The organism is Arthrobacter pascens, assembly GCF_030816475.1.
In the GTDB taxonomy this organism is placed as follows: domain Bacteria; phylum Actinomycetota; class Actinomycetes; order Actinomycetales; family Micrococcaceae; genus Arthrobacter; species Arthrobacter pascens_B.
In genome coordinates, this window is sequence record NZ_JAUSXF010000001.1 from 2025772 (window position 1) to 2051127 (window position 25356).

At 64.4% G+C, this 25356-nt stretch carries 25 protein-coding genes; 15 read left to right on the forward strand and 10 right to left on the reverse strand.

All coding sequences use genetic code 11. From position 1 onward, the window contains the following. Window positions 1-94: 94 nt before the first annotated feature. Both QFZ40_RS09325 and QFZ40_RS09330 read right to left on the reverse strand, forming a co-directional pair. Entirely contained in the window at window positions 95-709 is a 615-nt protein-coding gene (locus tag QFZ40_RS09325; protein WP_306904030.1) for a carbonic anhydrase, read from the reverse strand. A 482-nt stretch (window positions 710-1191) separates the two neighbouring features. After that, entirely contained in the window at window positions 1192-1602 is a 411-nt protein-coding gene (locus QFZ40_RS09330; protein WP_306904031.1) for a RidA family protein, read from the reverse strand. A 79-nt stretch (window positions 1603-1681) separates the two neighbouring features. Here QFZ40_RS09330 and QFZ40_RS09335 point away from each other — a divergent pair, with 79 nt between their 5' ends. From QFZ40_RS09335 to QFZ40_RS09355, 5 genes are all read left to right on the forward strand, one after another. Further along, window positions 1682-2068, forward strand: a complete 387-nt coding sequence (locus QFZ40_RS09335) for a winged helix-turn-helix transcriptional regulator (RefSeq protein WP_306904032.1) — start codon at window positions 1682-1684, stop codon at window positions 2066-2068. Between the two features lie 72 nt (window positions 2069-2140). Next, on the forward strand, window positions 2141-2899 hold the full coding sequence (locus tag QFZ40_RS09340; RefSeq protein ID WP_306904033.1) for a prolipoprotein diacylglyceryl transferase: 759 nt from the start codon (window positions 2141-2143) through the stop codon (window positions 2897-2899). Continuing rightward, window positions 2896-3234 (forward strand): hypothetical protein, encoded by a 339-nt coding sequence (locus QFZ40_RS09345; RefSeq protein ID WP_306904034.1) that lies wholly within the window; start codon window positions 2896-2898, stop codon window positions 3232-3234. Before QFZ40_RS09340 ends, QFZ40_RS09345 begins: the two co-directional genes overlap by 4 nt. Further along, window positions 3231-4835, forward strand: a complete 1605-nt coding sequence (locus tag QFZ40_RS09350) for a radical SAM protein (RefSeq protein ID WP_306904035.1) — start codon at window positions 3231-3233, stop codon at window positions 4833-4835. The genes QFZ40_RS09345 and QFZ40_RS09350 overlap by 4 nt, the downstream gene beginning before the upstream one ends. Before the next feature lie 18 nt (window positions 4836-4853). Further along, window positions 4854-5228, forward strand: a complete 375-nt coding sequence (locus QFZ40_RS09355; RefSeq protein ID WP_306904036.1) for a hypothetical protein — start codon at window positions 4854-4856, stop codon at window positions 5226-5228. A gap of 357 nt (window positions 5229-5585) precedes the next feature. On the opposite strand, the gene QFZ40_RS09360 is transcribed toward QFZ40_RS09355, so the two are convergent. Then, complete coding sequence (locus QFZ40_RS09360) at window positions 5586-6101, reverse strand: DUF805 domain-containing protein (RefSeq protein WP_306904037.1); 516 nt, start codon at window positions 6099-6101, stop codon at window positions 5586-5588. A gap of 224 nt (window positions 6102-6325) precedes the next feature. Here QFZ40_RS09360 and QFZ40_RS09365 point away from each other — a divergent pair, with 224 nt between their 5' ends. Together QFZ40_RS09365 and QFZ40_RS09370 are read left to right on the forward strand one after the other, a co-directional pair. Continuing rightward, complete coding sequence (locus tag QFZ40_RS09365; RefSeq protein WP_306904038.1) at window positions 6326-7219, forward strand: ribonuclease Z; 894 nt, start codon at window positions 6326-6328, stop codon at window positions 7217-7219. A 202-nt stretch (window positions 7220-7421) separates the two neighbouring features. Continuing rightward, window positions 7422-7724 carry a DUF4193 domain-containing protein gene (locus QFZ40_RS09370; RefSeq protein WP_056339942.1) on the forward strand — a complete coding sequence of 101 codons (303 nt, stop codon included), beginning with the start codon at window positions 7422-7424 and terminating at the stop codon, window positions 7722-7724. A 96-nt stretch (window positions 7725-7820) separates the two neighbouring features. Here the strand turns inward: QFZ40_RS09370 and QFZ40_RS09375 are convergent, their stop codons facing one another. Continuing rightward, on the reverse strand, window positions 7821-8285 hold the full coding sequence (locus tag QFZ40_RS09375; RefSeq protein ID WP_306904039.1) for a GatB/YqeY domain-containing protein: 465 nt from the start codon (window positions 8283-8285) through the stop codon (window positions 7821-7823). Between the two features lie 113 nt (window positions 8286-8398). Here QFZ40_RS09375 and QFZ40_RS09380 point away from each other — a divergent pair, with 113 nt between their 5' ends. The 4 genes from QFZ40_RS09380 to QFZ40_RS09395 are packed head-to-tail and all read left to right on the forward strand — an operon-like array spanning window position 8399 to window position 12556. Continuing rightward, entirely contained in the window at window positions 8399-9142 is a 744-nt protein-coding gene (locus tag QFZ40_RS09380) for a M50 family metallopeptidase (RefSeq protein ID WP_306904040.1), read from the forward strand. A 10-nt stretch (window positions 9143-9152) separates the two neighbouring features. Further along, complete coding sequence (locus tag QFZ40_RS09385) at window positions 9153-10259, forward strand: glutathione S-transferase family protein (RefSeq protein WP_306904041.1); 1107 nt, start codon at window positions 9153-9155, stop codon at window positions 10257-10259. A 44-nt stretch (window positions 10260-10303) separates the two neighbouring features. Continuing rightward, the gene (locus tag QFZ40_RS09390) at window positions 10304-11413 is read left to right on the forward strand and encodes a serine hydrolase domain-containing protein (RefSeq protein ID WP_306904042.1); all 1110 of its coding nucleotides are present in this window, start codon (window positions 10304-10306) and stop codon (window positions 11411-11413) included. 27 nt (window positions 11414-11440) lie between these two features. After that, window positions 11441-12556 (forward strand): FUSC family protein, encoded by a 1116-nt coding sequence (locus QFZ40_RS09395; RefSeq protein WP_306904044.1) that lies wholly within the window; start codon window positions 11441-11443, stop codon window positions 12554-12556. Here QFZ40_RS09395 and QFZ40_RS09400 read toward each other — a convergent pair. The 3 genes from QFZ40_RS09400 to QFZ40_RS09410 are packed head-to-tail and all read right to left on the reverse strand — an operon-like array spanning window position 12553 to window position 16187. Next, the gene (locus QFZ40_RS09400) at window positions 12553-13473 is read right to left on the reverse strand and encodes a MaoC family dehydratase (protein ID WP_306904045.1); all 921 of its coding nucleotides are present in this window, start codon (window positions 13471-13473) and stop codon (window positions 12553-12555) included. The genes QFZ40_RS09395 and QFZ40_RS09400 overlap by 4 nt on opposite strands. Continuing rightward, the gene (locus QFZ40_RS09405) at window positions 13470-14810 is read right to left on the reverse strand and encodes a 3-oxoacyl-ACP reductase (RefSeq protein ID WP_306904046.1); all 1341 of its coding nucleotides are present in this window, start codon (window positions 14808-14810) and stop codon (window positions 13470-13472) included. The genes QFZ40_RS09400 and QFZ40_RS09405 overlap by 4 nt, the downstream gene beginning before the upstream one ends. A 9-nt stretch (window positions 14811-14819) precedes the next feature. Continuing rightward, complete coding sequence (locus tag QFZ40_RS09410; protein WP_306904047.1) at window positions 14820-16187, reverse strand: acetyl-CoA C-acetyltransferase; 1368 nt, start codon at window positions 16185-16187, stop codon at window positions 14820-14822. An 87-nt stretch (window positions 16188-16274) separates the two neighbouring features. Here QFZ40_RS09410 and QFZ40_RS09415 point away from each other — a divergent pair, with 87 nt between their 5' ends. Continuing rightward, window positions 16275-16940: a TetR/AcrR family transcriptional regulator gene (locus tag QFZ40_RS09415; protein WP_306906885.1), complete on the forward strand. Its 666-nt coding sequence runs from the start codon at window positions 16275-16277 to the stop codon at window positions 16938-16940. A gap of 78 nt (window positions 16941-17018) precedes the next feature. Further along, on the forward strand, window positions 17019-19163 hold the full coding sequence (locus QFZ40_RS09420; protein WP_306904048.1) for an acyl-CoA dehydrogenase family protein: 2145 nt from the start codon (window positions 17019-17021) through the stop codon (window positions 19161-19163). Between the two features lie 90 nt (window positions 19164-19253). Here the strand turns inward: QFZ40_RS09420 and glgA are convergent, their stop codons facing one another. Then, on the reverse strand, window positions 19254-20450 hold the full coding sequence (gene glgA, locus QFZ40_RS09425; RefSeq protein WP_306904049.1) for a glycogen synthase: 1197 nt from the start codon (window positions 20448-20450) through the stop codon (window positions 19254-19256). Between the two features lie 100 nt (window positions 20451-20550). Between glgA and glgC the strand changes: the two genes are divergently transcribed. Together glgC and QFZ40_RS09435 are read left to right on the forward strand one after the other, a co-directional pair. Then, the gene (glgC, locus tag QFZ40_RS09430) at window positions 20551-21957 is read left to right on the forward strand and encodes a glucose-1-phosphate adenylyltransferase (protein WP_306904050.1); all 1407 of its coding nucleotides are present in this window, start codon (window positions 20551-20553) and stop codon (window positions 21955-21957) included. Between the two features lie 106 nt (window positions 21958-22063). Beyond that, window positions 22064-23515: an SDR family NAD(P)-dependent oxidoreductase gene (locus QFZ40_RS09435; RefSeq protein ID WP_306904051.1), complete on the forward strand. Its 1452-nt coding sequence runs from the start codon at window positions 22064-22066 to the stop codon at window positions 23513-23515. A gap of 30 nt (window positions 23516-23545) precedes the next feature. Here QFZ40_RS09435 and QFZ40_RS09440 read toward each other — a convergent pair whose 3' ends face one another. After that, complete coding sequence (locus tag QFZ40_RS09440; protein WP_306904053.1) at window positions 23546-24397, reverse strand: transglutaminase family protein; 852 nt, start codon at window positions 24395-24397, stop codon at window positions 23546-23548. After that, window positions 24394-25320 carry an alpha-E domain-containing protein gene (locus QFZ40_RS09445; RefSeq protein WP_306904054.1) on the reverse strand — a complete coding sequence of 309 codons (927 nt, stop codon included), beginning with the start codon at window positions 25318-25320 and terminating at the stop codon, window positions 24394-24396. The genes QFZ40_RS09440 and QFZ40_RS09445 overlap by 4 nt, the downstream gene beginning before the upstream one ends. Window positions 25321-25356: the final 36 nt, after the last annotated feature.

Sequence of the window (25356 nt, forward strand, 5' to 3'; positions counted from 1 at the left end):
CCCCTTGCCTTGGATGTCCTCGCAGCCTGCCCTGCTCCACCGCACCCATCCCGGCAGGGTACACAGCGGCCCGAAGGGTGCGCTGCTCGTCGGGCTAGAGCAGGACGGAGTCTGTCACCAGCTGGGCGCGGCCTTCCGCGAGCCGGTATGCAACGCCGACCACGGCGGTGGAGGAATCATGCACCGCCGCCGCGATGACCGGGGAACTTTCCAGCAGCCGCTCCGCTGTAAGCCTGGCATGGTCGACGACCATATCGTTGACCTCAGTCCTGCCATCCCGCAGCGAGGTCAGCACTGAGGGGGTGATCCGTTCGACGAGGTCGCGGATGAAGCGTTGGGGCATCTCCCCGGTGTCCAGCGCTTCTTTTGTGGCGGTGACGGCTCCGCAGTTGTCGTGTCCGAGGACAACGATCAGTGGAACTTTGAGAACCGAGACGCCGTATTCGAGTGATCCGAGTACGGTGTCGTCAAGCACATGCCCGGCCGTGCGGACCACGAAGGCGTCGCCAAGTCCCAGGTCGAAGATGATCTCAGCGGCCAGCCGGGAATCCGAGCAGCCAAAAATGACGGCGAACGGGTTCTGGCTGTTTACCAGCTCGCTGCGCCTTGAAGCACCCTGATTGGGGTGCCGGGCCTCACCGGACACGAAACGTGCGTTGCCATCAAGCAGGCGCTGCCATGCCTGTGCCGGACTGATGCTTTTAGTCACCCTACTTACCTTACGGGAACCGGCGGAGAACAAAGCCAGCTGCCCGTGGGCCGACGACACGTCTCACGGCGACACGAGCCCGCCGTTACTCATTTATAGCCGGCGCGCTGGCAGTCCTTCTGTCCGGTGTGTTCACCGTGGCATGGATCTTAAGACCGCATCCCGATGCCACATTGCTTCCAATCACAGACGAAGCAGACAGGGTGGTTCTCTCAGTGCTGGAAGTCTGGGGGCGGATGCCGGCGAATCCAGCGTTCCGGTCCCTTTATAGACGGCGCCAACTGTGTGCCGCCTGGGGTCGATCTTTTGCAGACATCGATGGTGGCAACCATTCGACCGTCGCTGACACCAACCATTGCCGGCTCTGTCAGGTAACCAGCTTCATGGAAGGTCGGCCCGAAGGGGGCCCCATGAATGTCAGGCTCTTCCGCCTACCTTTGAGGTGCCCCGCCCGGCTTGGCCTGCCGGGGCACTTCATCTTGCTAATCCAGAACTGCGGTTGCTTCGATCTCGACGAGCACGTCAGGCTCGAACAGATACTCGACACCGATCAGAGAGGACGGCGGCATCGGCGTGGGCATGCCGATCTCTGCGGCCACTCGTTCGATACCTTCCATGAAAGCGGTGATTTTCTCCGGAGCCCAGGCGGTGACGTAGAACGTCAAACGCACCACGTCGTCGAAGGTCGCGTCGGCGCCGGCAAGCCCGGTCGCGGTATTACGGAGAGCCTGGGCAACTTGGCCGGCCAGATCGCCCGGCGCGACGGGCGTAGCATCGGCCAGGCGCGAGATCTGGCCCGCGACGTGAACGTGACGGGTGCCAGTGCCGACGGCGACGTGGTGGTACGTGGTGGGCTGGAACAGGCCTTCCGGACTGAAACGCTGAACAGACATGAGACTCCTTAGAAAGAAGGGAACTTGGTATATCCTTGATACCAGGTAAATTTAGGACACTTCAACGAGACCAGGTTTCATGCCGGATACCACCAGCCCCGCTGAGCCGCTGGAAATTAGCCCGCCACACCGGGAACTGCTCGATCAGGTTCTCGACAAATGGTCACTGAGCGTGCTCAACGAACTCTGTGACAGGCCGTGCCGGTTCAGCGAACTGCGCCGTGCGATCCCGTCGGTGTCGCAGAAGTCCCTGACGGCGACACTGCGGCGCCTCGAACGCAACGGCATCATCGAACGCAAACTTCTGAGCTCGCGCCCGGTGGCGATCGAGTACCGCATTACACGATTGGGCAAGACACTTCGCCACCCCGTCGACGTACTCCTGGAATGGGCTGCAGCGCACATGCCCGCCATCGAACAGGCACGCGAGACCTTCGATGTCCAAGACCTGGCCGAAGACCCCTGAGAGTTTGCATGTGCAGCCGTATTACCGCACGGCAACGGAAAGGCCCAGCAGGGGCACTGTTACACTCTGCTCATGATCGGGCTTCTCCTGGCGGGAAACGGGCTGGTGCACGCCGGCCTGTTAGGGCTGGGAATCCTCGCAGCCCTGCTGTTCTACGACTATGAGAAGCGCCGGCGGGGCCTGTCCGACCCACGGTTGTGGCCCATAGCCGGTTTCGCTCTCGCCTTCGGGGCCATCGGTTCAAGGGTCCTCACGTGGGATGTTTCCCGGCAGGTCTCCTTGGCAGACTGGTGGGGCAACGGCGACCGCAGCATTCTCGCTGGCCTTGTCGGCGCGTGGTTCGGCGTCCACTTGGGCAAACGGCTGACAGGTTACCGCGAGTCCACAGGGGATTTGCTTGCACCCGCAGTTGCTTTAGCTCTGGTCATCGGACGGGTGGGCTGTCTCCTCACGGAACTGCCCGGCACTCCGACCGGGGGTGCGTGGGGGATATCGCTCACGCCGGCGCAAGCGGCGATGTTGGGCGGACCGCCAGGGGTGGGACTCCACCCGTCCTTTGCCTACGAAATCGTGTTCCATGTGGCCGCATTCGTGCTCATGTGGCGTTATCGGGACCGCCTGCCTCGTCCTGGCGACCTCTTCATCTGCTACGTGACTTCCTACGCCTTGTTCCGGTTCGGAGTCGAATTCGTCCGCGGCAACGAGGTGCTCTGGCTGGGGATGAGCCGTCCCCAATGGTTCCTCCTGATGATTCTCCCCCTGCTGTTCTGGCGGATGCTGCGGGTATTCGGTAAACCACTCCGCCCAAAGTTGGAAAGAAGAGTGGCATGAGCGAGGACACCCCACCGCCTCAAGAACAGGGGCCGCCCCCTGAACCACGGCGCGGCTCCATGGCGCTCGGCATCCTGTTAGGGGCCCCTGCCCTTTATGCCCTCTATTTCGGGACAACACAGGGTATCGCACCGGATCAGGGATACAAGACCTTCCTCGCCGGGCCTGCAGCGTTCATACCCATCGCCGTCTATCTGGCGGTAGCCGTTGTGCTGGCCGTTAGGCCACCCACGTCCCGGCTGGGTGCGGGGCTGCTGATTGGCCTGGGAGTCTTCACACTGCTCGGCGGCGGGATCTGCGTCGGCATCCTCGCACAGATGAGAAGCCTGAGATGAATCCGTCCCCGTTCTCTTCCCGGCAGCGGTTGCCCGGCCCCGGCCAGCCGCTGCGCGGTGACCGCATCCACCGGTACGTCACAGCCTTCTGTCCACAATGCCACGAGACAAACCCTCCGCTCGCGCAGGTGCGGCGCCTCTCCGGCGCTCTGCTGGTCCGCGATGACCGGGTCTGGCTCGAACGCGGCTGCCCGGATCACGGCCTCGTAAGTACCCTGTACGACGAGTCACCGGAAATTCTGCGGTACCTGGAGAAGTGGCAGGCACCGACCAAGCAACACATCCCGGACCAGGCCGACAATTACCGCCAGGTACCGGAGGCCTACGCCTACGGGCTGCCGGCCATGCAGACGCAGCACACGTGCATCCTCCTGCAGGACATCATCGAGCACTGCAACCTGCGCTGCCCCACCTGCTTCACCGCCTCCGGCCCGCAGCTGCAGGGAGTCGCGCCTCTCACGGAGGTGCTCGCGAATATCGACACCCGGCTTGCCCGCGAAAACGGGCGGCTGGACGTGCTGATGCTCTCCGGCGGCGAGCCCACGCTTTATCCCTACCTGGCCGAACTTCTGGATGAACTCGTCGCTCGGCCGATCGTCCGCATCATGGTGAACAGCAACGGCATGCTGGTGGCCACCGACGACGAGCTCCTCGCACTGCTGGCCAAGCATCGGGACCGCGTGGAGGTGTACCTCCAATACGACGGGCCGTCCAAAGAAGCATCCATCCACCACCGAGGGGGCGACCTGACCCGATTCAAAGACATGGCCATCGCACGCCTGTCCGAGGCAGGTGTTTTCACCACCCTGACGATGACGGCGGCTCTCGGCGTGAACGACGGTGAGGTGGGCGCCGTCGTCATGAGGGCATTGGAAACCCCGTTCATGGGTGGCGTTGCACTTCAGCCGGTGTTCGGTTCGGGGCGCGGCCACGGCATCGATCCTATGGACAGGCTCACCCACACGGGCGTGCTGGAACGGCTCGCGGAGCAAACCGGAGGGGTCGTCTCTTGGCACGACCTGACAGCACTCCCCTGCTCACATCCGCATTGCGCGTCCGTGGGTTACATGCTGAAGGACGACTCAGGCGTCTGGCGTTCGCTAACTGCACTCATCGGGCACGATCAGCTGCTTGCCTGGCTGGAACTCAATCCCGACAGCATCGCCAACCGTATCGCGGATAGCGCGATCCCGCTTGAGCTGCGAAAACTCATGAAGTCTTCCCTGTTGGACCTGCTGAGCGAGCAGTCCTCGCTGTCCCACCCGAGGACAATGGATCTTTGGAAGAACATCTGCACGCAGTGTGACCTCGGCATCGGCACACTCACCACACTGGCTGCCGGCAAGCTTCCAGGTCAGCAACAGCGGCTGCGTCGACTCCTCGCCGAACGGATCACTCGCATCATGGTCAAGCCCTTCATGGACATCTCCACCATGATTGAGGAACGGCTCACGCAATGCTGCGTCCATGTGGGCACCAAGAGCGACGGCGGCGATCACCAGTGCGCTCCGTTCTGCGCTGTTCAGGCGTGGCCGGCCCTGGCCAGGCAACGAATAAGCACAGCCACGGGCACGCGGCTTCTCCCAGTCCGCCAGGTCTGAGTCAGACAGGGAGGAATGATGAGTTCCGCTTCTGATGCCCGGCGCATTGCAGACGGGCCACCGCCGTCGCAGCTGGTGCGCGCCAAGCACGCAGGCCGGCATGGACGCCGTCATGACCGCGACACGGATCCACAGTCCCCGCAGCCCTTCGATCCGCTGCGGCTCTGCATCTTCGCGACCGTTGCCCTGCTCGGCTGGGCAGCCGGTCCGGTGGCACTGGCCGCGTTCGCCGCAGTCGGATTCGCAGGTTATTGGAAAGCGCGACGGCGGGGCTTGACGAGATCGAAGTGTTACCTCCGCGATACGCGACTGGTTTTGGCCTACCTGGGCATCCTGTTAGCGGTTGGGTCGTGGGGGATATATTCCCTGGCAGCTCAACTGTTCGGCATCTAAAACAACAGCAGCGCACACCGCTGAGGCTGCCCGCGGACTCACTGTGCAGCAGGCGCTGGGATTGAGGCTCTCCCTGATGCCGCGGCGGCCTCGTAGGCCGGTGATTCCGCTGCCAGACGGCGTTCAGAACACGCAGCAGAACCATCAGAACCAGCACACGGCCAAGTACCACAAGCGTTCCAACACCCTGATCCATTAGTGCTCCGCCGTCGGCACGCCGTTGGGACTGCACTGCTCCCCGTACTGGGGACAATGTCGACGGACCCTCCCGGGTCAGGCCCGGACAGGCTCAGACAGCTGAAAGGCCCCGCCATCATCAGACTGGCGGAGCCTTTCAGGTTAAAAAGTGACTTTTGGTCAGTGACCGGCAGGCTGGTCGAAGCGCTGTCCAGCGGGGTTGGACGGCAGGATCGTGAACACGAGTACCGCCAGGGCGCCCAGGAACGGCACCAGGACGAGCAGCAGCAGCCATCCGCTGAAGTTGCCGTCGTGCAACCGGCGGACCGTCAGCGCTAAGGACGGGACGAGGGTCGCCAGCCCCCATATGACGATCAGGATGGTCCCGAAAATGGCACCCGGGCCGGGCGTCGCCGTGCCGGAGAGGCTCGAGCCGGTTGATCCGGCGTTGATGACGATGTTCAGGATGATGCTCACTACGACGGAAACCAAGGTCCACCACCAGTATTCGCTGCGGCTGGCGCGGCCCGAGAAAGTGGCGTACTTCTTGAAGAACCTTTTGACTGCAACCGGGAACGGTGCCCCGTAGTAGGGAGCCCACAGCGGCGGCTCGCCCTGCCAGGCGGATTGCTGCTGCGCCGGATTCGGCTGCTCGGAAGGATACGGCTGCTGGGACGGGTATTGCGGCTGGCTCAAGGAATTTCCCCCATTGTTCTAAATTGATGAGACGCGCTTATCGTACGGCGCTATGGGGTCGGAAAGTCCATTGATTGGGCGAATTTACTTAGAATTTCTGTATATGTCAGCCAACATGCAAACAGGACTGCGCAGGCCGGTTGCCTCGCCGGTGACTTCGCAGTGTGTCTCTGCCCGTTTGGCTGTCTGCAGAAGAACGGAGTGCCCGTGGCAGACTCAATGCCATGCGCCAATTCGTCGTTCTCGGCACTGCCTCGCAGGTCCCCACCCGGACCCGCAACCACAATGGCTATCTGCTGCTGTGGGACGGCCAGGGCCTGCTCTTCGATCCCGGGGAGGGCACTCAGCGGCAGATGCTCTTGGCAGGGGTATCCGCCAGCCAGATCACGCGTATCTGCCTCACGCACGTCCACGGCGACCACTGCTTCGGCCTGCCGGGAGTGCTGTCCCGAATGGTCCTGGACGGGGTACAGCATCCCGTCCACCTTCACTTTCCTGCGTCGGGTGAGGAAGTAGTCCGGGCCCTTGTGTCGCTGGCATCTCCCGGCCTTGATCTTCGGCTGCTTCCCCACGGCGGCAGCGGAATCGTGGCTCCGGGCCTGGAGGTGCGGCCGCTGAACCACCGGATCGAGACGTACGGCTACCGGTTCGTGGAACCCGATGGCCGCACCCTCCTTCCGGACAGGCTCGCCGCGGCGGGCATTGTCGGTTCCGATATCGGGCGACTGCAGCGCGAGGGGAACCTTGGTGCCATCCGGCAGGAAGATGTGAGCGTGCCGCGTCGCGGCCAGCGCTTCGCCTTTGTCATGGACACGGCCGAGTGCGAAGGTGCTGAAGAGCTGGCCGACGGCGCGGACCTGCTTGTAGCCGAGTCCACGTTCAGCGACGAGGACGCCGGACTCGCCAGGCAATACCGTCACCTCACAGCGGGGCAGGCAGGTGCACTGGCGGCCGGCGGCGGCGTCGGGACCCTCCTGCTGGCGCACTTTTCCGCACGCTATGAAGATGTTCTGCCGCTGGTGGGGCAGGCAAGGGCGCGGGCGGCAGGAACTAACGTGCTGGCCGCGAACGACCTTGATCGGGTCGCCTTCCCGGCGCGGAGGCGAAATGTGAGTTGAGTCCTAGGGGCCAGGAGTCTCCCTTGGTTCGGCTGCCTCAAAGGAACCCCAGGTGTAAGCCGGTGAAGCGCCTTAGTCACAAAACACCGCTCTGGGCATGCCCGGTCGGCGCGACATTATCGGTGCGCACTTGGGAATACCAGCTCCATGCTGTACGTTGCATACGCGACAGACAGAACCAAAGAAAAGAGAAGCACCTAAAGTGGCAACCGATTACGACGAACTCCGCTCCGATGTCAAGGAGTCGCAGGACAACTCGCTCGAGGCACTCCAGTCCGCCAATGCGCCGGACGCCCGCAGCGTCGTCCTCGAACTGGATGAGGCAGACGGACTCGACGGCGCAGGCGTTCCCGGTGGCGAATTCGTGGCCGAGGAACTGGTTGTGCAGGTCATCCCTCAGGCCGAAGACGAGTTCACCTGTTACTCATGCTTCCTGGTCCGACACCGCTCCCAGATTGCGCGGCAGAAGGACGGCCATAGCTACTGCACGGACTGCGAAGGCTGATTCCGGTCAGCCGGACACCTTCCCACGAGGGCCGAGGCCTTTGTAGCGAAGGTATACGACGAGGCACGCCCACAGAATGTGGACGTGCCTTTCGTGTTAGGTGAGGCGGCTACGAACTATCTCGCTGACCGCCTTGCCGTCGAAGCGGCCAGCTACCTTGGCTGTTACCGGCTTCATCACCGCACCGATCGAGCGCATCGACAGTTCCTGGCCCTCAGCCTTTAGTGTTTCGATGGCCTCATCGACGATTGTTTCAACCTCGTCGCGGGACAGCGCCTTCGGCAAGTAGGCCTCAATGACCTCAGCCTCCGCGATTTCGGCCTCGGCCCTCTCCCGCTCTCCGGCCTCGGAATAGATGCGGGCAGTGTCGCGGCGCTTGGCTGCCTCCTTCTGAAGCAGGGCGGTCACCTGGGCATCATCCAGAACTATCGGCGTCTTTCCCGACTTTTCACGGGTTTCGATTTCCCCCAGGACATTGCGGACGGTGGTCAGGGCGGTTTTGTTCCGCTCTTTCATATGGGCGACGACGTCGGCGTGGAGGCGCTCTTTCAAAGTGGTCACGATGTGTTCCTCGATTCGTAGGGCAGCCGATGGGGCCGCGAACGGTCGTGAACCGTCCCTCTAGTACCGTAGAGGTCTATGGCCGACAATAACTACTCCCCGACCGGCAGTGCATGAACCCGCTGACACAGGAACTGTGGCAGCGCATCACTGAAGCCTTCAGCCGGACGGATGTGCCGCAGGTTTCCCTCGTTGAACTGTTGCTGGTGCTGCTGACCGCCACGGCTCTATCCGTTCCGCAGGCCACGTGGAAGTACTTTGGCCTGTTGGCCACCGCCACCCACGAACTTGGCCATGCCTTCGCCGCCGTACTGAGCGGCCAGAGACTGGCGGGCATCCGTCTCAAACTGGACCATTCCGGGACCACCACGAGTTACAGCCGCGGCCGGTTTCCCGCGGTATGGTCAGGCTTCTGGGGATATCCGGTTCCTGCCATGACTGGCGCTGCGCTGGTGTCGTCCGGATTCGCAGGATGGGGCCCTGCCGCCGTCGCCTCCGGCACACTGATCCTGCTGGCCTCGCTCCTGTTCATCCGCAACCTTGCCGGCATCCTCATCACTGTCGCAGCGATCGCCGGGGGCGCCGCTCTGATCCTCTGGGTTCCCCATGCCCTCACCGGCCACGTGGCGATCACCCTTGGCCTCGCCCTGTTGGTCGCCGCGGTGCGGGACCTGGTCAAGCTCGCCCAGGTGCACCTGCGCCGCAGGGACAGGCTGGGGAGTTCGGACGCCTACCTGCTCTATCGCGCCACTTCCGTCCCCTCCGTCATCTGGATCGCCCTGTTCGCGGCCTTCGTGGCAGGCTCCTGGATCATCGCCTGGCAGCCCATCTCGATGATTCTGGCAGCCGGAGCCTAGGCTTATCCGCATGAAGGATAAGACAGGGCCCGCGCCTGACGCGGCCGTAACCAGTGCGGACCGGGAGCACAGCACGGAGAACAGCACACGGGGCGCGTATGTCACCGGAGGCGGGGCATATGACCGCGACACCAACTACATCGAAGACCGGATCACGCGTGACGGCGCACCGGGGGCCAATGGCGAACCGGGCTGGCAGGTACAGGCCGGCCGCTACCGACTGATCGCCGCACGGGCGTGCCCTTGGGCGAACCGGGCTGTCATTGTCCGCCGGCTCCTTGGCCTGGAGGAAGCCATCTCCCTCGGCCAGCCCGGACCCACTCATGATGCGCGCTCCTGGACCTTCGACCTGGATCCCGGCGGGGTGGACCCCGTGCTCGGCATCGAAAGACTCCAGGACGCCTATTTCAAGCGTTTCCCCGACTACCCGCGGGGCATCACCGTTCCGGCCATCGTGGACACTGCCAGCGGTGCTGTCGTAACCAACAACTTTCCCCAAATCACCCTGGACTTTTCCACCGAATGGACCGAGTTCCACCGGGACGGCGCGCCCCAGCTGTACCCCGGGAACCTGCGGCCGGAAATCGACGCCGTCAACCGGCGGGTCTTTACCGACGTCAACAACGGAGTGTACCGCTGCGGCTTCGCCGGCTCGCAGGAGGCCTATGACTCCGCCTATGCGAGGCTGTGGGCGGCTTTGGACTGGCTCGAAGAGCGCCTGTCCACCCGCCGCTTCCTGGTTGGTGACACGATCACCGAGGCCGATGTACGGCTGTTCACCACCCTCGCGCGGTTCGATGCGGTGTACCACGGGCACTTCAAATGTAACCGCCGGAAACTCAGCGAGATGCCCGCTCTGTGGGGATATGCGCGTGACCTGTTCCAGACCCCCGGGTTTGGCGACACGATCGACTTCGTCCAGATTAAGCAGCACTATTACATCGTGCATGAGGACATCAACCCGACGGGCATTGTGCCGCAGGGTCCGGATCTCTCGGGGTGGCTGGAGGCTCATGGACGGGAATCGCTGGGCGGCCGGCCCTTCGGGGACGGGACGCCGCCCGGCCCGGTGATGCCGGGCGAAGAAGTAGCCCCGGGGCATGGGGCCGGCAGCTAGGCACTTGCCAGGAAAGCGATTTCTGAGCGATTAGGATAAGGGCCATGGAGATCTCACGCAGCTTTGTGGCGCCCGGTTTTGAAGGCGTTCTGGACTTGTTTACCTTTATGCTGGCCGACGATCCGGAATACAGTGCCCAAGTGGCTGCGTACAAGGATGGCGTGAAGGTAGTTGACCTGACTGGAGGACCGCACATTAGCCCTGAGTCGATAACGGGGACCTACTCCTGTTCGAAGGGCGTTGCGGCAATGGTCATCGCCCTGCTGGTCCAGGACAGCCTGCTTGGACTGGACCGACCGGTCTCCGAGTACTGGCCGGAGTTCGGGGTCCACGGCAAGGAGCGGCTCCTGGTGCGCGAGGCGTTGTCCCACCAGGCCGGGCTCGTGGGAGTGGAAGGAGGCTTCCGCCTGGACGAGTTCACTACCCCGAAGGCAGCGGCCCGGCTGGCCGCTGCCAGGCCGTTGTGGCGCCCCGGCCGAACCTTCGGCTATCACTCCCTCACCATCGGAATCCTGATGGAGGAGTTGTGCCGGCGGGTTGCAGGCGAATCACTGCAGGACCTCTATGACCGTCGCATCCGCAAGTCCTATGGCATCGACTTCTTCCTTGGGCTGCCCGAGGAGCTGGAGCCCCGTTATCGTGACGTGCTGTACGACGTCGATTCCCCGCAACCATGGTTGGATCCCCTGAGCCTGGACGGACTCAACAGCAACGCCGCGGTCAGCACGATCATGGAACTCCCCAGTCACCGTGCAGTGCGGGCCGCCGGGATGAGCGCCGCCGGTGGAGTAGGATCCGCGGAAGGCCTGGCCCGGCTCTACGCTGCGGCGATCTCCGGCGTCGGCGGTGAAGCTCCGCTGCTCACCGAGGAAACGGTTGCCGTGATGTCCCAGGAGCAGGTCTGGGGGCTGGACCGCTCCTCCGGACTGGACAACGCCTTTGCCGTGGTCTTCATGAAGCCCCATCCCTCGAGGAACTTCGGCAGTCACCGGGCATTCGGCCACGAGGGCGCAAATGCCGCCCTGGGCTTTGCGGACCCCGCTTATGGCCTCGGCTTTGGCTACGTTCCGCAGCGGCAGGAGGAAGGCCGGACTCCCGGCAGGGCACATCGCCTGGCTGCAGAGGTCCGCCGGGCCGCCGCCGCCTTGTCCTAGCGGGATCCCGCCCCTAAGGTGGGGCGGATGGGTAATAGTCAACCGCGGACTGTCGCGCGCGCCACGGGGGCCCGCGTGTTCAGGAATGCAGCAGCTGGTGTCTCCGCCGCCTTCCAGGCCCAGCGCCTTCAGCTGGCGTCAAAGGCTGCGCTGGCGGCCGGCCTGGCCTTCCTCATTGCTCCACTGATGCCCGGCTCCGCGGCCCAATATCCCTACTACGCGCCCCTGGGTGCCCTGGTTTCGATGTACCACAACGTGGCGGGATCCGTCCGGCAGGGCCTGCAGACGCTCGTGGGCCTTGCCCTGGGAATCGGGCTCGCCTTCCTCCTGGTCAACGTCGGTGACCCCTCTCCGCTCACTGTCGCCATTCTGATGGGCCTGGGCGTGCTGCTCGGGGGCCTGCCCAGGCTTGGATCGGGACGGGACTGGATTCCGACGGCGGCCCTGCTTGTTCTGCTCGTGGGCGGAAGCCATCCGGACGATTTCTCCTTCGGATACCTCATTCAGATGGGGGCCGGCGTTGCAGTCGGAATCGCCGTGAACTTCCTCGTGTTTCCTCCCCTGCACTTCAACGCGGCAGCGGCCAGCCTGGGCGAGCTCCGGCTGGCCCTCGGAAAGCAGTTGACCGACATGGGGGCCGCGTTGAACGAGCAGTGGCCGCCCGAGCATGAGGACTGGTCGCGGCGCTCAGACGACCTGGCCGCAGCTGCCCGTACCGTTCGCCACCTGGTCCAGGAGGCCGACGCGAGCCGACGCGCCAATCCGCGGCGGAAACTCCACCCCCGGGACGTCGATCTTGATTACCGCAATCTGCGGGAGCTTGAGCGAGTGACATTCCACATCCAGGACATGACGGAAGTACTGTCGGACACCATCTGGGAAAACGACCTGCCGTACACCATCCCGTTCCAGGACAGCGGCCCGCTTGCTGAGGCCTTGACGGCAACAGGTGACCTCCTGTCCTCGTTCGAGGACAGCGACACTGAAGTGCAGAGGCAGCGGTACCGTGCCGCGGAAACGGCGGTGAAGGCCTGCATGGCGGCTGCTGCGGAGCGGGATCCGGATGAAACGGCGGTGACCGCATCAGACTCCCTGATCCTGAGCCTGCACAGGATCCTGAAGGCAGTGCGGCCCTCGTCCTAGAGTTCCGTCACCGTGCCGCGGAAGTGCCTGCGGCCTGAGCGCGGATTCCACGCCACAAAGTCCGACCGTTGCCAGGCCCCGTCCGGGCCCTGCACGGTACTGATCTCCAAGGCGACCAGGCCGGGCAGGAACACCGGCGCGTCAAATTCAACCCCCCAGCTAAAGGACTCGCCCTTGGCCGGGCCGACATCCGCAAGTGCCCTCGAGGCGAGGTACATCCCGTGGGCTATCGACCGCCGCATGCCCAAGGCTTTGGCGGACAGCACACTGAGGTGGATGGGGTTGAAGTCACCTGACACGGCGGCATACGCGCGGCCGGTGTCGACACCCAACTGCCACAGCGCCGTCGGATCCGGTGCCTTGAACTCCTGATGTCCGGGCTGGCCGTTGTGCGGGGACAGCTTGTCGATACCCGGCAGGAACACGCCCTTGGCAAGGTAGGTGGAGACGCCGATCCAACGGATGTCCGGTGTCCCGGCCCCGCGGACCTCCGCCACGACATCGACTTGAGTGCCGGTGCGGTGGCCACGGAGGTTCTCCACGCGGGCGGTGACGTCCAATGGCTCCGTGAAGACCACCGGCGACCGCTGCTCCACACGGTTACTGAGGTGGATCATGCCCAGGAGGGGCAGCGGAAAATCGTCACGGCTCATCACGCTCATGGCGACCGGGAAGGTGAGTGCGTGGATATAGCCTGCAGGCAGGATGTCGCTTGCGGTTTCGCCAATGAGATGCTGATAGGCGGTGAGGTTGGCCACATCAGCCCTGACGCCGCGTACTTCATGGCTGGCGTCGGGCAGGCTGGAACCGTTGTGCGTGCCCAGGACCCGACGCCGGGCCGCTTGGGCGGCAGCGTTGACGTAGAGCTTGGAGAGCGAGGGCATCTCCCCCAGGATGATCGGGTGAACGGTGTTCATGCCCCCACCAGGTTCTGTCCACAGACACGAAGCACCGCGCCGTTGATGCCGCCTGCACCGTCGCTGGCGAGGAAGGCGATTGCTTCGGCGACGTCCGTTGGCTGGCCTCCCTGCTGGAGGGAGTTGAGCCGCCGCCCCACTTCCCTGACGGCAAACGGAATCCGGGCGGTCATTTCAGTTTCAATGAAACCCGGTGCCACCGCATTGATCGTGCCGCCACGAGCAGAAAGGAGGCTGGCCGTGGCGCTGACCATCCCCATGACTCCTGCCTTCGAGGCGGCGTAATTGGTCTGACCGCGGTTGCCTGCTATCCCGCTGGTGGAAGCAACTGACACGATCCGCGGTGAGTCGCGGAAATGTTCGGATGCCAGCAGTGCGTCGTTAATTCTGAGCTGGGCGGAGATGTTGACGTTCAGAACGGAGTTCCAGCGCGAATGGTCCATATTGGCCAGCAGCTTGTCACGGGTGATACCGGCGTTATGGACAACGACATCCAGGCGCCCGTGACGCTGGATCGCATGGTCGATAATTCGCTGGCCGGCATCCTCCCGGGCGATATCCAGCTGAAGGGCTGTGCCGTGCACCTCGTTGGCTACCGCGGCGAGATGGTCCCCTGCCGCCGGGATATCGACGAGTACCAGCGTGGCCCCGTCCCGGTGGAGGGTGCGGGCGATTGCCGCGCCGATGCCGCGCGCAGCTCCCGTAACTACTGCCACCTTTCCTGCCAGCGGCTTGTCAAAGTCGGACGGCAGCTGGCCGTCGGCTGTGCTGACGGTCAGGAACTGCCCGTCCACGAAAGCCGAGCGTCCTGAGAGGAAGAATCGCAGCGCGGCCAGGGCGCTCGGGCTTGTCGCCGCAACCCCCTCCGGCAGGAGGATGCCATTGGCTGTGGCACCGGCCCGCAGTTCCTTCGCCACTGAACGGAGGAAGCCGTCCACACCCTGCCTGGCCGCGGCGACGGACGGCGTTCCGGACCCGTCCGCTGGCCGGGACAGCGTGATGAAGCGGCCGCTCGGGGCCAGGTCGCGAAGCGAGGAAGCCACTGACAGTACGGGCTTCTCCAGATCTTCGGGACTAGCCAACTCGTCCAGCACCAGGATGATGGCGCCGAGCTTTTCACGGGGCACCGCATGCCGGCGGACATCAAGGTCCCAGGAAAGCAGGGTGGCAGCCAGTTGATCGGCGGCGGCAGTGCTTCCCTGGATCAGAATGGGTCCGCTGATCAGGGCCTCCCCCGGCGTGTACCGCCGCAGCAGGGCCGGCTGGGGAAGGCCCAGCTTCCTGGCGATGTTCCTGCCCAACCCCTGGCTAACCAACTGCGTGTACTTGTCCGTCATCGGGTCCCCCTACAGTGCTTCGAGTATTGCGACGACGCCCTGGCCGCCGGCGGCGCAGACTGAAATGAGGCCCCGTGCCGGGCGGCCGTCCACAGTTCCTTTTGCGTGCAGCATTTTGGCCAGCGTGGCGGCGATGCGGCCACCCGTAGCGGCAAAGGGATGCCCTGCCGCCAGGGAGGAACCGTTGACATTGAGTTTGGCGCGGTCGATGATGCCGAATGCTCCGTCAAGGCCAAGCCTGCTCTTACCGAACTCCTCGTCCTCCCAGGCGGCGAGCGTACTCAGGACCGTCGCCGCAAAAGCTTCGTGGATTTCAAAGAAGTCAAAATCCTCAAGGGTCAGGCCGTTGCGTGCCAGGAGCCGGGGAACGGCGAACGCGGGCGCCATCAGCAGCCCGTCCTTGCCATGGACAAAGTCCACAGCGGCTGCCTCGCCGTCGACGACGCTGGCAAGCTTGGGAAGGTCATGGGCGTCAGCCCAGGCTTCCGAGGCCAACAGGACCGTGGACGCGCCGTCTGTCAGCGGGGTGGAATTTCCCGCCGTCATGGTGGCTTCGGCACCCAGATTCTTACCGAAGACGGGCTTCAGGGTTGCGAGCTTTTCCGGCGTGGTGTCGACGCGCAGGTTTGAATCCCGGCTGAGTCCGCGGTACGGCGTGAGGAGGTCGTCAAAGAATCCGGCGTCGTACGCAGCGGCCAGATTACGGTGGCTGTTGTACGCAATTTCATCCTGCGCCGCCCGTGAGATGTTCCATTGGGCGGTGGTGAGTGCCTGGTGCTCCCCCATGGAAAGGCCGGTCCGCGGCTCGCCGGTGCCCGGAGCGTCAGGGGCCAGGTCCTTGGGGCGCAGCCTGCTGAGAACCTGCAGCCGCTGCGGGAGCGTCTTCGCACGGTTGAGGTCCAGGAGCACCTCGCGCAGGCCCTCGCTGACCGCTATCGGTGCATCGGAGGCAGAGTCGACACCGCCGGCGATGCCGGAGTCGATCTGGCCCAGTTTGATCTTGTTGGCAAGGCCCAGGACGGTTTCCAGCCCTGTGGCGCAGGCCTGCTGCAGGTCGTAGGCCGGCGTCTCCGGGGACAGCGCCGAGCCCAGCACAGCTTCGCGTGTGAGGTTGAAATCCCTGGAGTGCTTGAGGACCGCCCCGGCGGCAACCTCCCCGATCCGCTCATCCTGGAGCCCGAACCTTGCGATGAGGCCGTCCAAGGCGGCGGTAAGCATGTCCTGGTTAGACGATTTGGTGTACGCGCCTCCGGAACGGGCGAATGGAATCCTGTTGCCGCCCACGATCACGGCGCGACGGAGCGCCGGGGCGCCTCCTCGGGCAGCCGGGTCGGTGGAATCCTGAGGTCCTGTAACGGACTGTCCATCAACGGACATGGGTGTCTCCTCTGATCATTGCGGTTACCGATACCCAGCGTACCTGATACGCTGGGTATCGTGAACAACCCCCCACACCACGTGCCAATGCCTGCCGCGGCCGGTAGCGCCGACGGCAGGTCTGCCCGCTGGCAGTCCCACCGGGAGGAACGGCGCCGGGAACTGATCAAGTCCGCCCGGCGGGCTGTGCATGCTCTCGGCAGCGACGCATCAATGGAGGAAATCGCCGCGGCCGCCGGGACGTCGAAATCCGTTTTCTACCGCTATTTCGGGGACAAGGCAGGCCTGCAGCAGGCCGTCGGGGAAGTGGTCCTCAGCCAGATGCAGCGCCGCATGCGCGAGGCTGTGCAAAGCGCCCAGACACCTCGTGAAGGTCTCCTGGCCATGGTCTCCGCGTACCTGCAGATGGCCGAGACCAGCCCGAACGTCTACACCTTCGTAACGCGCTACTCGGCCGGCGAGGCGGACAGTCCGCAGCGATCGGCAGCCATTTCCGGCGCACTTGGCCACTTCTTCGATGCCATCGGAGACATGATCGCCACTCCCATGCGGGCCCATCTGGGGGACGGCAAGGAGGCTGTAATCGGATACTGGCCGACAGCCGCCATCGGCCTCGTCAGGAACGCCGGTGAGCAGTGGCTCAGCACCCCGGCGTCGCCCGCGAAGCCGGACCAGGAAGCAATGGCCCGCCAGATCACAGCCTGGCTGTGCGTAGGAATCGCTCCGGAGCTCGACCCCTCCGGGCCGCGTTAGTGCGCTTCACAGCAACCAGCAACCAGCAACCACCAAACCCATAACTCACCCCTGTCAGAATCAGCGAAGGACATCGACATGACTGAAGTAGTGGACCGCCCCGCAGGCAAGGAAAAACAGCCCGCCGTCGTCGGGGCTTCAAACCCTGGAGCCGGGAAGCCCGCTGTGGATGTTGCCGCACTTGGCGAACAGCTGCTGGGCAAGTGGGCCGCCGTCCGCCGGCAGGCCCGCGACCTGGCCGCGCGGCCGGAGCTCCACAAGATCGAGGGCACCACCCACACCGACCACCGGACACGGACCTTCAGCCAGCTGAAGTACCTCGTGGACAACGAAGCTGTCCACCGGGCCTTTCCTGCAGCGCTGGGAGGTTCAGATGACCACGGCGGCAACATCGCCGGGTTCGAGGAACTTGTGACCGCAGACCCTTCCCTGCAGATCAAAGCGGGCGTCCAGTGGGGCCTGTTCGGTTCGGCTGTGATGCATCTCGGTACGGAGGAACACCATGACAGGTGGCTGCCGGGCATCATGAACCTGGACATCCCGGGCTGTTTCGCGATGACCGAAACCGGCCACGGCTCGGACGTTGCCAGCATCGCCACCACTGCCACTTATGACGCCGCGGCCCAGGAGTTTGTCCTGCATACGCCGTTCCGCGCGGCGTGGAAGGACTATATCGGCAATGCGGCCATCGACGGACTCGGCGCAGTGGTCTTCGCCCAGCTGGTGACCCAGGGCGTCAACCACGGAGTCCATGCTTTCTACGTGGACCTTCGCGACCCGCAGACCAGGGAATTCCTCCCGGGCATCGGCGGCGAGGACGACGGCGTCAAAGGCGGACTCAACGGGATCGACAATGGCCGCCTGCACTTCGACAATGTCCGCGTCCCACGGTCCAACCTCCTCAACCGCTACGGCAACGTGGATCCTGACGGCACGTACACCTCCCCCATCACGAGCCCGGGCCGGCGTTTCTTCACCATGCTGGGAACCCTAGTCCAGGGGCGGGTGTCGCTGGACGGTGCGGCGGTCGCGGCATCCAAGATCGCGCTCACGGCGGCCGTCCGGTACGCCGCCGAACGGCGCCAGTTCAACGCCTCGTCACACACGGACGAGGAGGTCCTCTTGGACTACCAGCGGCACCAGCGGCGTCTGTTGACCCGGCTGGCCACCACCTACGCTGTCGGGTTCGCGCACGAGCAGTTGCTCCAGAAGTTCGACGACGTGTTTTCCGGTGCCCACGACACGGACGAGGACCGGCAGGACCTTGAGACCCTCGCTGCTGCTCTGAAGCCGCTCAGCACCTGGCACGCGCTGGACACCTTGCAGGAGTGCCGGGAGGCGTGCGGCGGTGCAGGCTTCCTGATCGAAAACCGCTTTGCCTCACTGCGGGCGGACCTGGACGTCTACGTCACCTTCGAAGGGGACAACACCGTGCTGCTCCAGCTGGTCGCCAAGCGGCTGCTCGCCGACTACGCCAAGGAGTTCAGGAACGTCGATTTCGGCGTGCTGGCCCGGTATGTGGTCGGCCAGGCTACAGGCGTGGCGATCCACCGCACAGGACTGAGGCAGGTGGCGCAGTTCGTGGCGGATACGGGTTCCGTGCAGAAGGCTGCCCTGGCGCTCAGGGATGAGGACGGACAGCGGGCCCTCCTGACTGACCGTGTGCAGACCATGGTGGCGGAGGCCGGCGCGGCCCTGAAGGGCTCGGGCAGGTTGTCCCATGACAAGGGGGCGGCCCTGTTCAACCAGCACCAGAACGAGCTGATCGAAGCCGCGCAGGCACACGCCGAGCTGCTGCAGTGGGAGGCCTTCACGGAAGCGCTGCATAACGTCAGCGATCCCGGGACCAAAATCGTGCTGACATGGCTGCGGGACCTCTTCGGGCTCTCGCTGATCGAGAAGAACCTGGCCTGGTACCTGATGAACGGGCGGCTTTCCATGCAAAGGGCCCGGACGGTGGGCGGCTACATCAACCGGCTGCTTGTGAAGATCCGTCCCCATGCCCTGGACCTCGTGGAAGCCTTCGGCTACGGCCGGGACCATGTCCGCGCAGCGATTGCCACCGGCGCTGAGAAGACCAGGCAGGACGAGGCACGCGACTACCTCCGGTCCCAGAGGGCAAGCGGCCAGGCGCCCGTGGACGAGAAAGTCCTCATTGCCCGTTCGGCCGCGGCGGCGTCTGCTGCCAAGTCGGCCGCCGCATCACGCAAGGCCCGGGGCTGAGTGCTTCTAGCCGCTTGACGTTTGCAGGGAAAAGCACGACGGCGCCGCCCCCTTTAGCGGGGCGGCGCCGTCGTCCGTTGTATTTCCGGACTAGGAAAGCACGGAGCGGTATACCTCGAGGGTTGTTTCGGTGATGGAATCCCAGGAGAAATGCTCCTCGGCGCGTCGGCGGCCCGCCTGTCCCATGGCCCTTGCACGCTCCGGATCGGAGACCACTTCGGTCAGGGCTGCGGCGAATTCGGTCACGAACTTCTCAGCATCAAGGGGCGTGCCCGTTCCGTCCGAGACCTGTTCCAGATCCACCAGCAGGCCCGTCTCGCCGTGCTGGACCACCTCGGGAATGCCGCCGGTGGCGCTGGCTACTACGGCTGCACCGCAGGCCATGGCCTCAAGGTTCACGATGCCCAGCGGCTCGTAGATTGACGGGCAGGCGAAAGCCGTGGCGTGGCTCAGCACCTGGATAAGCTCGTGCCGCGGAAGCATGCGTTCGATCAGGACGACGCCGGTCCGCTGGCTCTGCAGCTCTTCGATCAGGCGGGCGGTTTCCGCGGCGAGCTCGGGAGTATCCGCAGCCCCGAGGCACAGCACCAGCTGCACGTCCGCGGGCAGTTTGGCCGCCGCCCGGAGCAGGTACGGCACCCCCTTCTGGCGCGTGTTGCGTCCGACGAAAACCACGCTTGGCTTCTGCGGATCGATGCCGAGCGCCCGTACGGCGTCTTCGCCTTCATCACGGTGCCACAGCGCGACGTCGATGCCGTTGTGGACCACTCGCACCTTGGCCGGGTCAACCTCCGGGTAGCTGCGCAGGATGTCCTGGCGCATGCCCTCGGAGACGGCGATAATGGCGGCCGCGGCCTCATACGCCGTCTTTTCCACCCAGGAGGACAGGGCGTAGCCTCCGCCAAGCTGCTCGGCCTTCCACGGCCGAAGCGGTTCGAGGCTGTGAGCGCTGAGCACATGGGGGATCCCGTGCAGGAGGGACGCCAGGTGCCCTGCCATGTTGGCGTACCAGGTGTGCGAATGGACAAGGTCTGCGCCTTCAATGTCCGGAACGATCCGCAGGTCCACCCCCAGTGTCTGGACCGCCGCATTGGCAGCTCCCAGATCATCAGGCACGGAATAGGAAGTCACCCCGGCGCCGTGGTAGTCAGCGTCGCGGGGTGCGCCGAAGGCACGCACCTGAAGGTCGACGTGCTTGGCGAGGACCCTGCTCAGCTCAGCCACGTGGACGCCCGCGCCACCGTAGATCTCCGGCGGAAATTCTTTAGTCACAATGTCTATTCGCACGATACCCAAGGTAGTCGTTACGGTTGAACTGTTCTAGTGTGAAGGAGTCCGGGCGTGCCGGACTGTTGGGGAAGTTACGAAGGCGTACAGGAGCAACCAGATGCCGTTGAATAAAAAAGTCCTGGCCATTGTCCTCGCTGGCGGCGAGGGAAACCGTCTGATGCCACTGACGGCTGACAGGGCTAAACCCGGTGTGCCGTTTGCCGGCAGCTACCGGCTCATCGACTTCGCGCTGTCCAACCTCGTGAATTCCCGGTATCTGCAGATCGTGGTACTGACTCAATACAAATCCCACAGCCTTGACCGCCATATCTCCGAGACCTGGCGGATGTCCACCCAGCTGGGCAACTACGTGGCCTCTGTTCCCGCACAGCAGCGCGTGGGCAAGAGCTGGTTCCTGGGCAGCGCCAATGCCATCTACCAGTCCCTGAACCTGATCCGCGACGCGAACCCGGACATCGTGGTGGTTGTTGGTGCCGACCACGTCTACCGCATGGACTTTGCCCAGATGGTGGAACAGCACGTGAAGAGCGGAGCGAAGGCCACTGTTGCGGCTGTGCGGCAGCCGCTGAGCATGGCCAACCAGTTCGGGGTCATCGAGGTGGACCAGGACGATCCGCAGAAGATAGCGGCTTTCGTGGAGAAGCCCTCCACAACCCCGGGCCTGGCGGCTGATCCCACGCAGTTCCTGGCCTCCATGGGTAACTACGTCTTTGACGCCGACGCCCTGGTGGATGCCCTCCACGTCGATGCTGAGCGCCTTGACACCAAGCACGACATGGGCGGGGACATCATCCCGTACTTCGTCAACCAGGGCGAAGCGGGAGTCTACGACTTCACCCTCAACGACATCCCGGGCTCAACGGAACGCGACCGCACCTACTGGCGTGACGTCGGTACCATCGACTCGTTCTATGACGCGCACATGGACCTCATCTCCCCGCTCCCGGTCTTCAACCTGTACAACTCCGAGTGGCCCATCTACACCCGACAGACCATTTCGCCGCCTGCCAAATTTGTCCGCGGGGAAAACGATGCCGTCGGCACCGCCCTGGATTCGATCGTGGCTAATGGCGTGGTCATCTCCGGCGGCATCGTCGAAGGCTCCGTCCTCTCGCACGACGTTTTCGTGGGAACCCGCAGCAGGGTCATCGACTCCGTCCTGATGGACAAGGTCAATATCGGTGAGGGGGCTGTGGTCAACCGGGCCATCATCGACAAGAACGTCAAGGTTCCGGCGGGCGCCGCTATCGGGCTGGACGCGGACCTGGACCGGGCCCGCGGCTTCAAGGTCACGGAGTCAGGCATCACGGTACTGTCCAAAGGCCAGGAAGTCCCGGAACCTGGAGACGAGGAACGCGCTCTCTCGGCGAAGAACCTGCACCTCGTTCCCAACGCGGTCAAGGCGGCCACGGCCAACTACCCGGAGGCCCGGGAATCGGTGGAACAGGCGGCTGAGGCGCGGGCGGGTGCCTCACACACTCCGCAGGGTGCGCTGCATTCCTGACGCAGGCCCTTAGCGGTCGAAGAAAAGGTCGAAGGGGCGGCCGAAGAAGGCGGCGGATATCGGCGGGAAGACGGGCCAGGACCCCTGAGGCTGTAAAATCGGGACAATGAGCTCTCCCGATCTGACGCCTGAGGAAATCCAGGCCTGCCTCAAGGTTTTGAACAGCATCCACGCCTACGACGAGGAACACCCGGACTACGTCTCGGTGCGCCGTGCAACCGGGAAAATGTTCAAAGCTGTCAAGCGGCACCGGCGGGTGACCAAGCGCGACCTGATTTCCGAAGCCGACCGGGCGGTGATAGCCCAGACAGCCACGGCCGCTCCGGACCGCATCGACGATGAGACACGCGGCAACAAGCTGGAGACGTCAGCCACCGGCAAGGTGGCCGGGCATCTCATCAGATCCCGCCCGTGCTACATCTGCAAGCAGCACTACACCCAGGTGGACGCCTTCTACCACCAGCTGTGTCCAGAATGCGCCGCTTTCAACCACGGCAAGCGCGATGCCAGGACGGACCTCACAGGGCGCCGCGCCCTGCTGACCGGCGGGCGGGCGAAAATCGGGATGTACATCGCCTTGCGCCTGCTGCGGGACGGAGCGCACACCACCATCACCACGAGGTTCCCCAAGGATGCCGCGCGGCGTTTCGCTGCCATGGAGGACAGCGGGGACTGGCTGCACCGGCTCCGGATCGTGGGAATAGACCTCCGTGATCCGTCCCAGGTGATGGCCCTGACGGATTCGCTGAACGCCTCGGGCCCCCTGGATATCATCATCAACAACGCGGCCCAGACAGTACGCAGGTCGGGCAACGCCTATAAGCCGCTGGTGGACGCCGAGGACGAGCCGCTCCCGGCGGCGCTGGAGGCAGCCAACGGCGGGCCGGAGCTGGTGACCTTCGGCCATGCGCACGACAAGCACCCCCTCGCTCTGGCCACCACTGTCACGGAACATCCGGTCCTTGCCGGCGACGCCATCACGTCCCTGGCGCTCTCCACTGGTTCGGCTTCGCTCGAGCGGATAGCCTCCGGGACGGCGATCGACGCCGGCGGACTGGTCCCGGACCTCGCAACCATCAACAGCTGGACGCAGGTGGTGGACGAGGTTGATCCCCTGGAAATGCTGGAGGTCCAGCTCTGCAACGTGACCGCTCCGTTCCTGCTGGTCAGCAGGCTTCGCGAGGCCATGAAACGCTCGACGGCCCGGCGGAAATACATTGTCAACGTCTCAGCGATGGAAGGCCAGTTCTCCCGGGCGTACAAGGGCCCCGGCCATCCCCATACCAACATGGCCAAGGCCGCGCTGAACATGATGACCCGGACGAGCGCCCAGGAAATGCTGGACACGGACGGAATCCTGATGACGGCCGTGGATACCGGCTGGATCACCGATGAGCGCCCGCATTTCACCAAGGTCCGGCTCATGGAGGAGGGGTTCCATGCCCCGCTTGACCTCGTTGACGGCGCGGCCCGGGTCTATGATCCGATCGTCATGGGTGAGCACGGCGAAGACCAGTTTGGCGTCTTCCTGAAGGACTACAAGCCCAGCCCCTGGTAAGAGGAAGAGGCGGCTGCCTCCCGGCGCAACCTACGCGAGCCGGGTGATCTCCACGCTGACGCTGAGTGCCGACCCGCCGCCACCGGACAGGATGCCCTTCAACGGCGGCACGTCCCGGTAGTCCCGGCCCCTGGCGACGGTCACATGGTAGTCACCGGCCGGTTTGTGGTTGGTCGGGTCCCAGCTGCGCCAGCCGCCGTCCCACCATTCCAGCCACGCATGCGACTGGCCGGCCACCGTCTCGCCGATGTCCGCCGTCGACCGCGGGTGCAGGTACCCGGAAACGTAGCGCGCCGGGATGCCGCAGCTGCGCAGGGCACCGATGGCGAGATGGGCCAGGTCCTGGCAGACACCCTGCCGCTGCCCCCAGGCCTCCTCGGCGTTGGTGGTGACGGCCGTTGAACCTGACATGTACGTCATTTCGCCGCGCATCCACTCGAAGATGGCCAGCGCGGCCTCATGCGGGTTCCTGCCTTCGACCACGCCCGGAATGATGCCCAGCACTTCGTCGCCGGGCCCGCTGAGCTGGGACTGCGGGAGCCAGTCGCTGAACGTATTCAGGGTCTCCGGGGAGGACAACAGGTCCCAGCCGGCGATGTCGGCCTCGGAAGGAATCTTCTCCGCCCGGTGCACCTCGACAGTGATGTTGGAGATGACTTCAAGGTGCTCATGCGGCATCTGCATGTCGAACGCCGTCACCCTGGTGCCCCAGTAGTCCCGGTAGCTGCTCACTGCAGCCTGCGACGGCGATACCTTGAGTACGGACTCCAGGACCACCTGCTGCGGGTCGGTCAGTGGCGTCATGCGGGCCTCGTTGTAGGACAGCGTGACGCGCTTGTTGTATTTATAGGCCGTCCTGTGGACAATGCTCAGCCGGGTCATGAAACTTCTCCCACCCAGGCCAGTTCGTCCGCCTGATTGAAGTACTTACGGGAAATCGCATCGGAGGCCTGCGAGACGGCCTTTTGCACCCTTTCCATGTGCTCCGGCAGTTCGGACATCAGATCGTCCGTCCGGTGGAACTCGAGGAAGGTCCGGGCCTGGCCCACGATCCGGCGAGCATCGTTGATGAAACCCACCCGCTGGGCCGAGGGGTCCAGTTTGGCGAGGCACTCATCGGCGTCCCGCAGCGCGTAGACGATGGAGCGCGGAAACAGCCTGTCCAGCAGGAGGAATTCGGCGGCATGCTGGTCGCCGAAAGCCGCCCGCCGGGTGCGCAGGAAGGATTCATAGGCGCCTGCACAGCGCAACATGTTGACCCAAGACATGCCGGCGGAGAGGACATCGCGGGTGGAGAGCATGCGCGCGGTCATGTCCGCGCGCTCCAGGGACCGGCCCAGAACCAGGAAGAGCCAGCTTTCGTCATGGCTCACTGTGGTGTCGGCGAGGCCGCTCACCATCGCTGTCCGCTCGAGGGTCCAGTTGCAGAACCGGTAGGTCCCCACCACGTCCTTGCGGTGCTGGCTCAGGCCATAGTAGGTGGTGTTGAGGCTCTCCCAGAGACCGGAGGACACCGTCTCGCGGGCGCGGCGGGCATTCTCACGCGCGGCGCCCAGCGAACCGGCGATTGAGGTGGCGCTGGTCTTGTCGTAGGCCAGTGCGTGGAGCAGTTCGGGCAGGCCGAAATCCTCACTCTCCGGCCGGGCCCCCATCACGGCGAGCAGTTCCTGCGCCACACTCCGGCGCTCTTCCATGGGCAGGTGGTTCAGGCGCTCAAGGTGCACGTCCAGGATGCGTGCAGTTCCGTCGGCCCGCTCAACATAGCGTCCGATCCAAAAAAGGGACTCAGCAATACGGCTAAGCATTCGCGGCTACCTCCTGCGGGTCCAAAGTGTCTGTGG

Coding starts and splice junctions, on each gene's coding strand:
- QFZ40_RS09330 (WP_306904031.1), bottom strand. CDS start 1,602: ATGTCTGTTCAGCGTTTCAGTCCGGAAGGCCTGTTCCAGCCCACCACG.
- QFZ40_RS09335 (WP_306904032.1), top strand. CDS start 1,682: ATGCCGGATACCACCAGCCCCGCTGAGCCGCTGGAAATTAGCCCGCCA.
- QFZ40_RS09340 (WP_306904033.1), top strand. CDS start 2,141: ATGATCGGGCTTCTCCTGGCGGGAAACGGGCTGGTGCACGCCGGCCTG.
- QFZ40_RS09345 (WP_306904034.1), top strand. CDS start 2,896: ATGAGCGAGGACACCCCACCGCCTCAAGAACAGGGGCCGCCCCCTGAA.
- QFZ40_RS09350 (WP_306904035.1), top strand. CDS start 3,231: ATGAATCCGTCCCCGTTCTCTTCCCGGCAGCGGTTGCCCGGCCCCGGC.
- QFZ40_RS09355 (WP_306904036.1), top strand. CDS start 4,854: ATGAGTTCCGCTTCTGATGCCCGGCGCATTGCAGACGGGCCACCGCCG.
- QFZ40_RS09365 (WP_306904038.1), top strand. CDS start 6,326: ATGCGCCAATTCGTCGTTCTCGGCACTGCCTCGCAGGTCCCCACCCGG.
- QFZ40_RS09380 (WP_306904040.1), top strand. CDS start 8,399: ATGAACCCGCTGACACAGGAACTGTGGCAGCGCATCACTGAAGCCTTC.
- QFZ40_RS09385 (WP_306904041.1), top strand. CDS start 9,153: ATGAAGGATAAGACAGGGCCCGCGCCTGACGCGGCCGTAACCAGTGCG.
- QFZ40_RS09390 (WP_306904042.1), top strand. CDS start 10,304: ATGGAGATCTCACGCAGCTTTGTGGCGCCCGGTTTTGAAGGCGTTCTG.
- QFZ40_RS09395 (WP_306904044.1), top strand. CDS start 11,441: ATGGGTAATAGTCAACCGCGGACTGTCGCGCGCGCCACGGGGGCCCGC.
- QFZ40_RS09400 (WP_306904045.1), bottom strand. CDS start 13,473: ATGAACACCGTTCACCCGATCATCCTGGGGGAGATGCCCTCGCTCTCC.
- QFZ40_RS09405 (WP_306904046.1), bottom strand. CDS start 14,810: ATGACGGACAAGTACACGCAGTTGGTTAGCCAGGGGTTGGGCAGGAAC.
- QFZ40_RS09410 (WP_306904047.1), bottom strand. CDS start 16,187: ATGTCCGTTGATGGACAGTCCGTTACAGGACCTCAGGATTCCACCGAC.
- QFZ40_RS09415 (WP_306906885.1), top strand. CDS start 16,275: ATGCCTGCCGCGGCCGGTAGCGCCGACGGCAGGTCTGCCCGCTGGCAG.
- QFZ40_RS09420 (WP_306904048.1), top strand. CDS start 17,019: ATGACTGAAGTAGTGGACCGCCCCGCAGGCAAGGAAAAACAGCCCGCC.
- glgC (WP_306904050.1), top strand. CDS start 20,551: ATGCCGTTGAATAAAAAAGTCCTGGCCATTGTCCTCGCTGGCGGCGAG.
- QFZ40_RS09435 (WP_306904051.1), top strand. CDS start 22,064: ATGAGCTCTCCCGATCTGACGCCTGAGGAAATCCAGGCCTGCCTCAAG.
- QFZ40_RS09440 (WP_306904053.1), bottom strand. CDS start 24,397: ATGACCCGGCTGAGCATTGTCCACAGGACGGCCTATAAATACAACAAG.
- QFZ40_RS09445 (WP_306904054.1), bottom strand. CDS start 25,320: ATGCTTAGCCGTATTGCTGAGTCCCTTTTTTGGATCGGACGCTATGTT.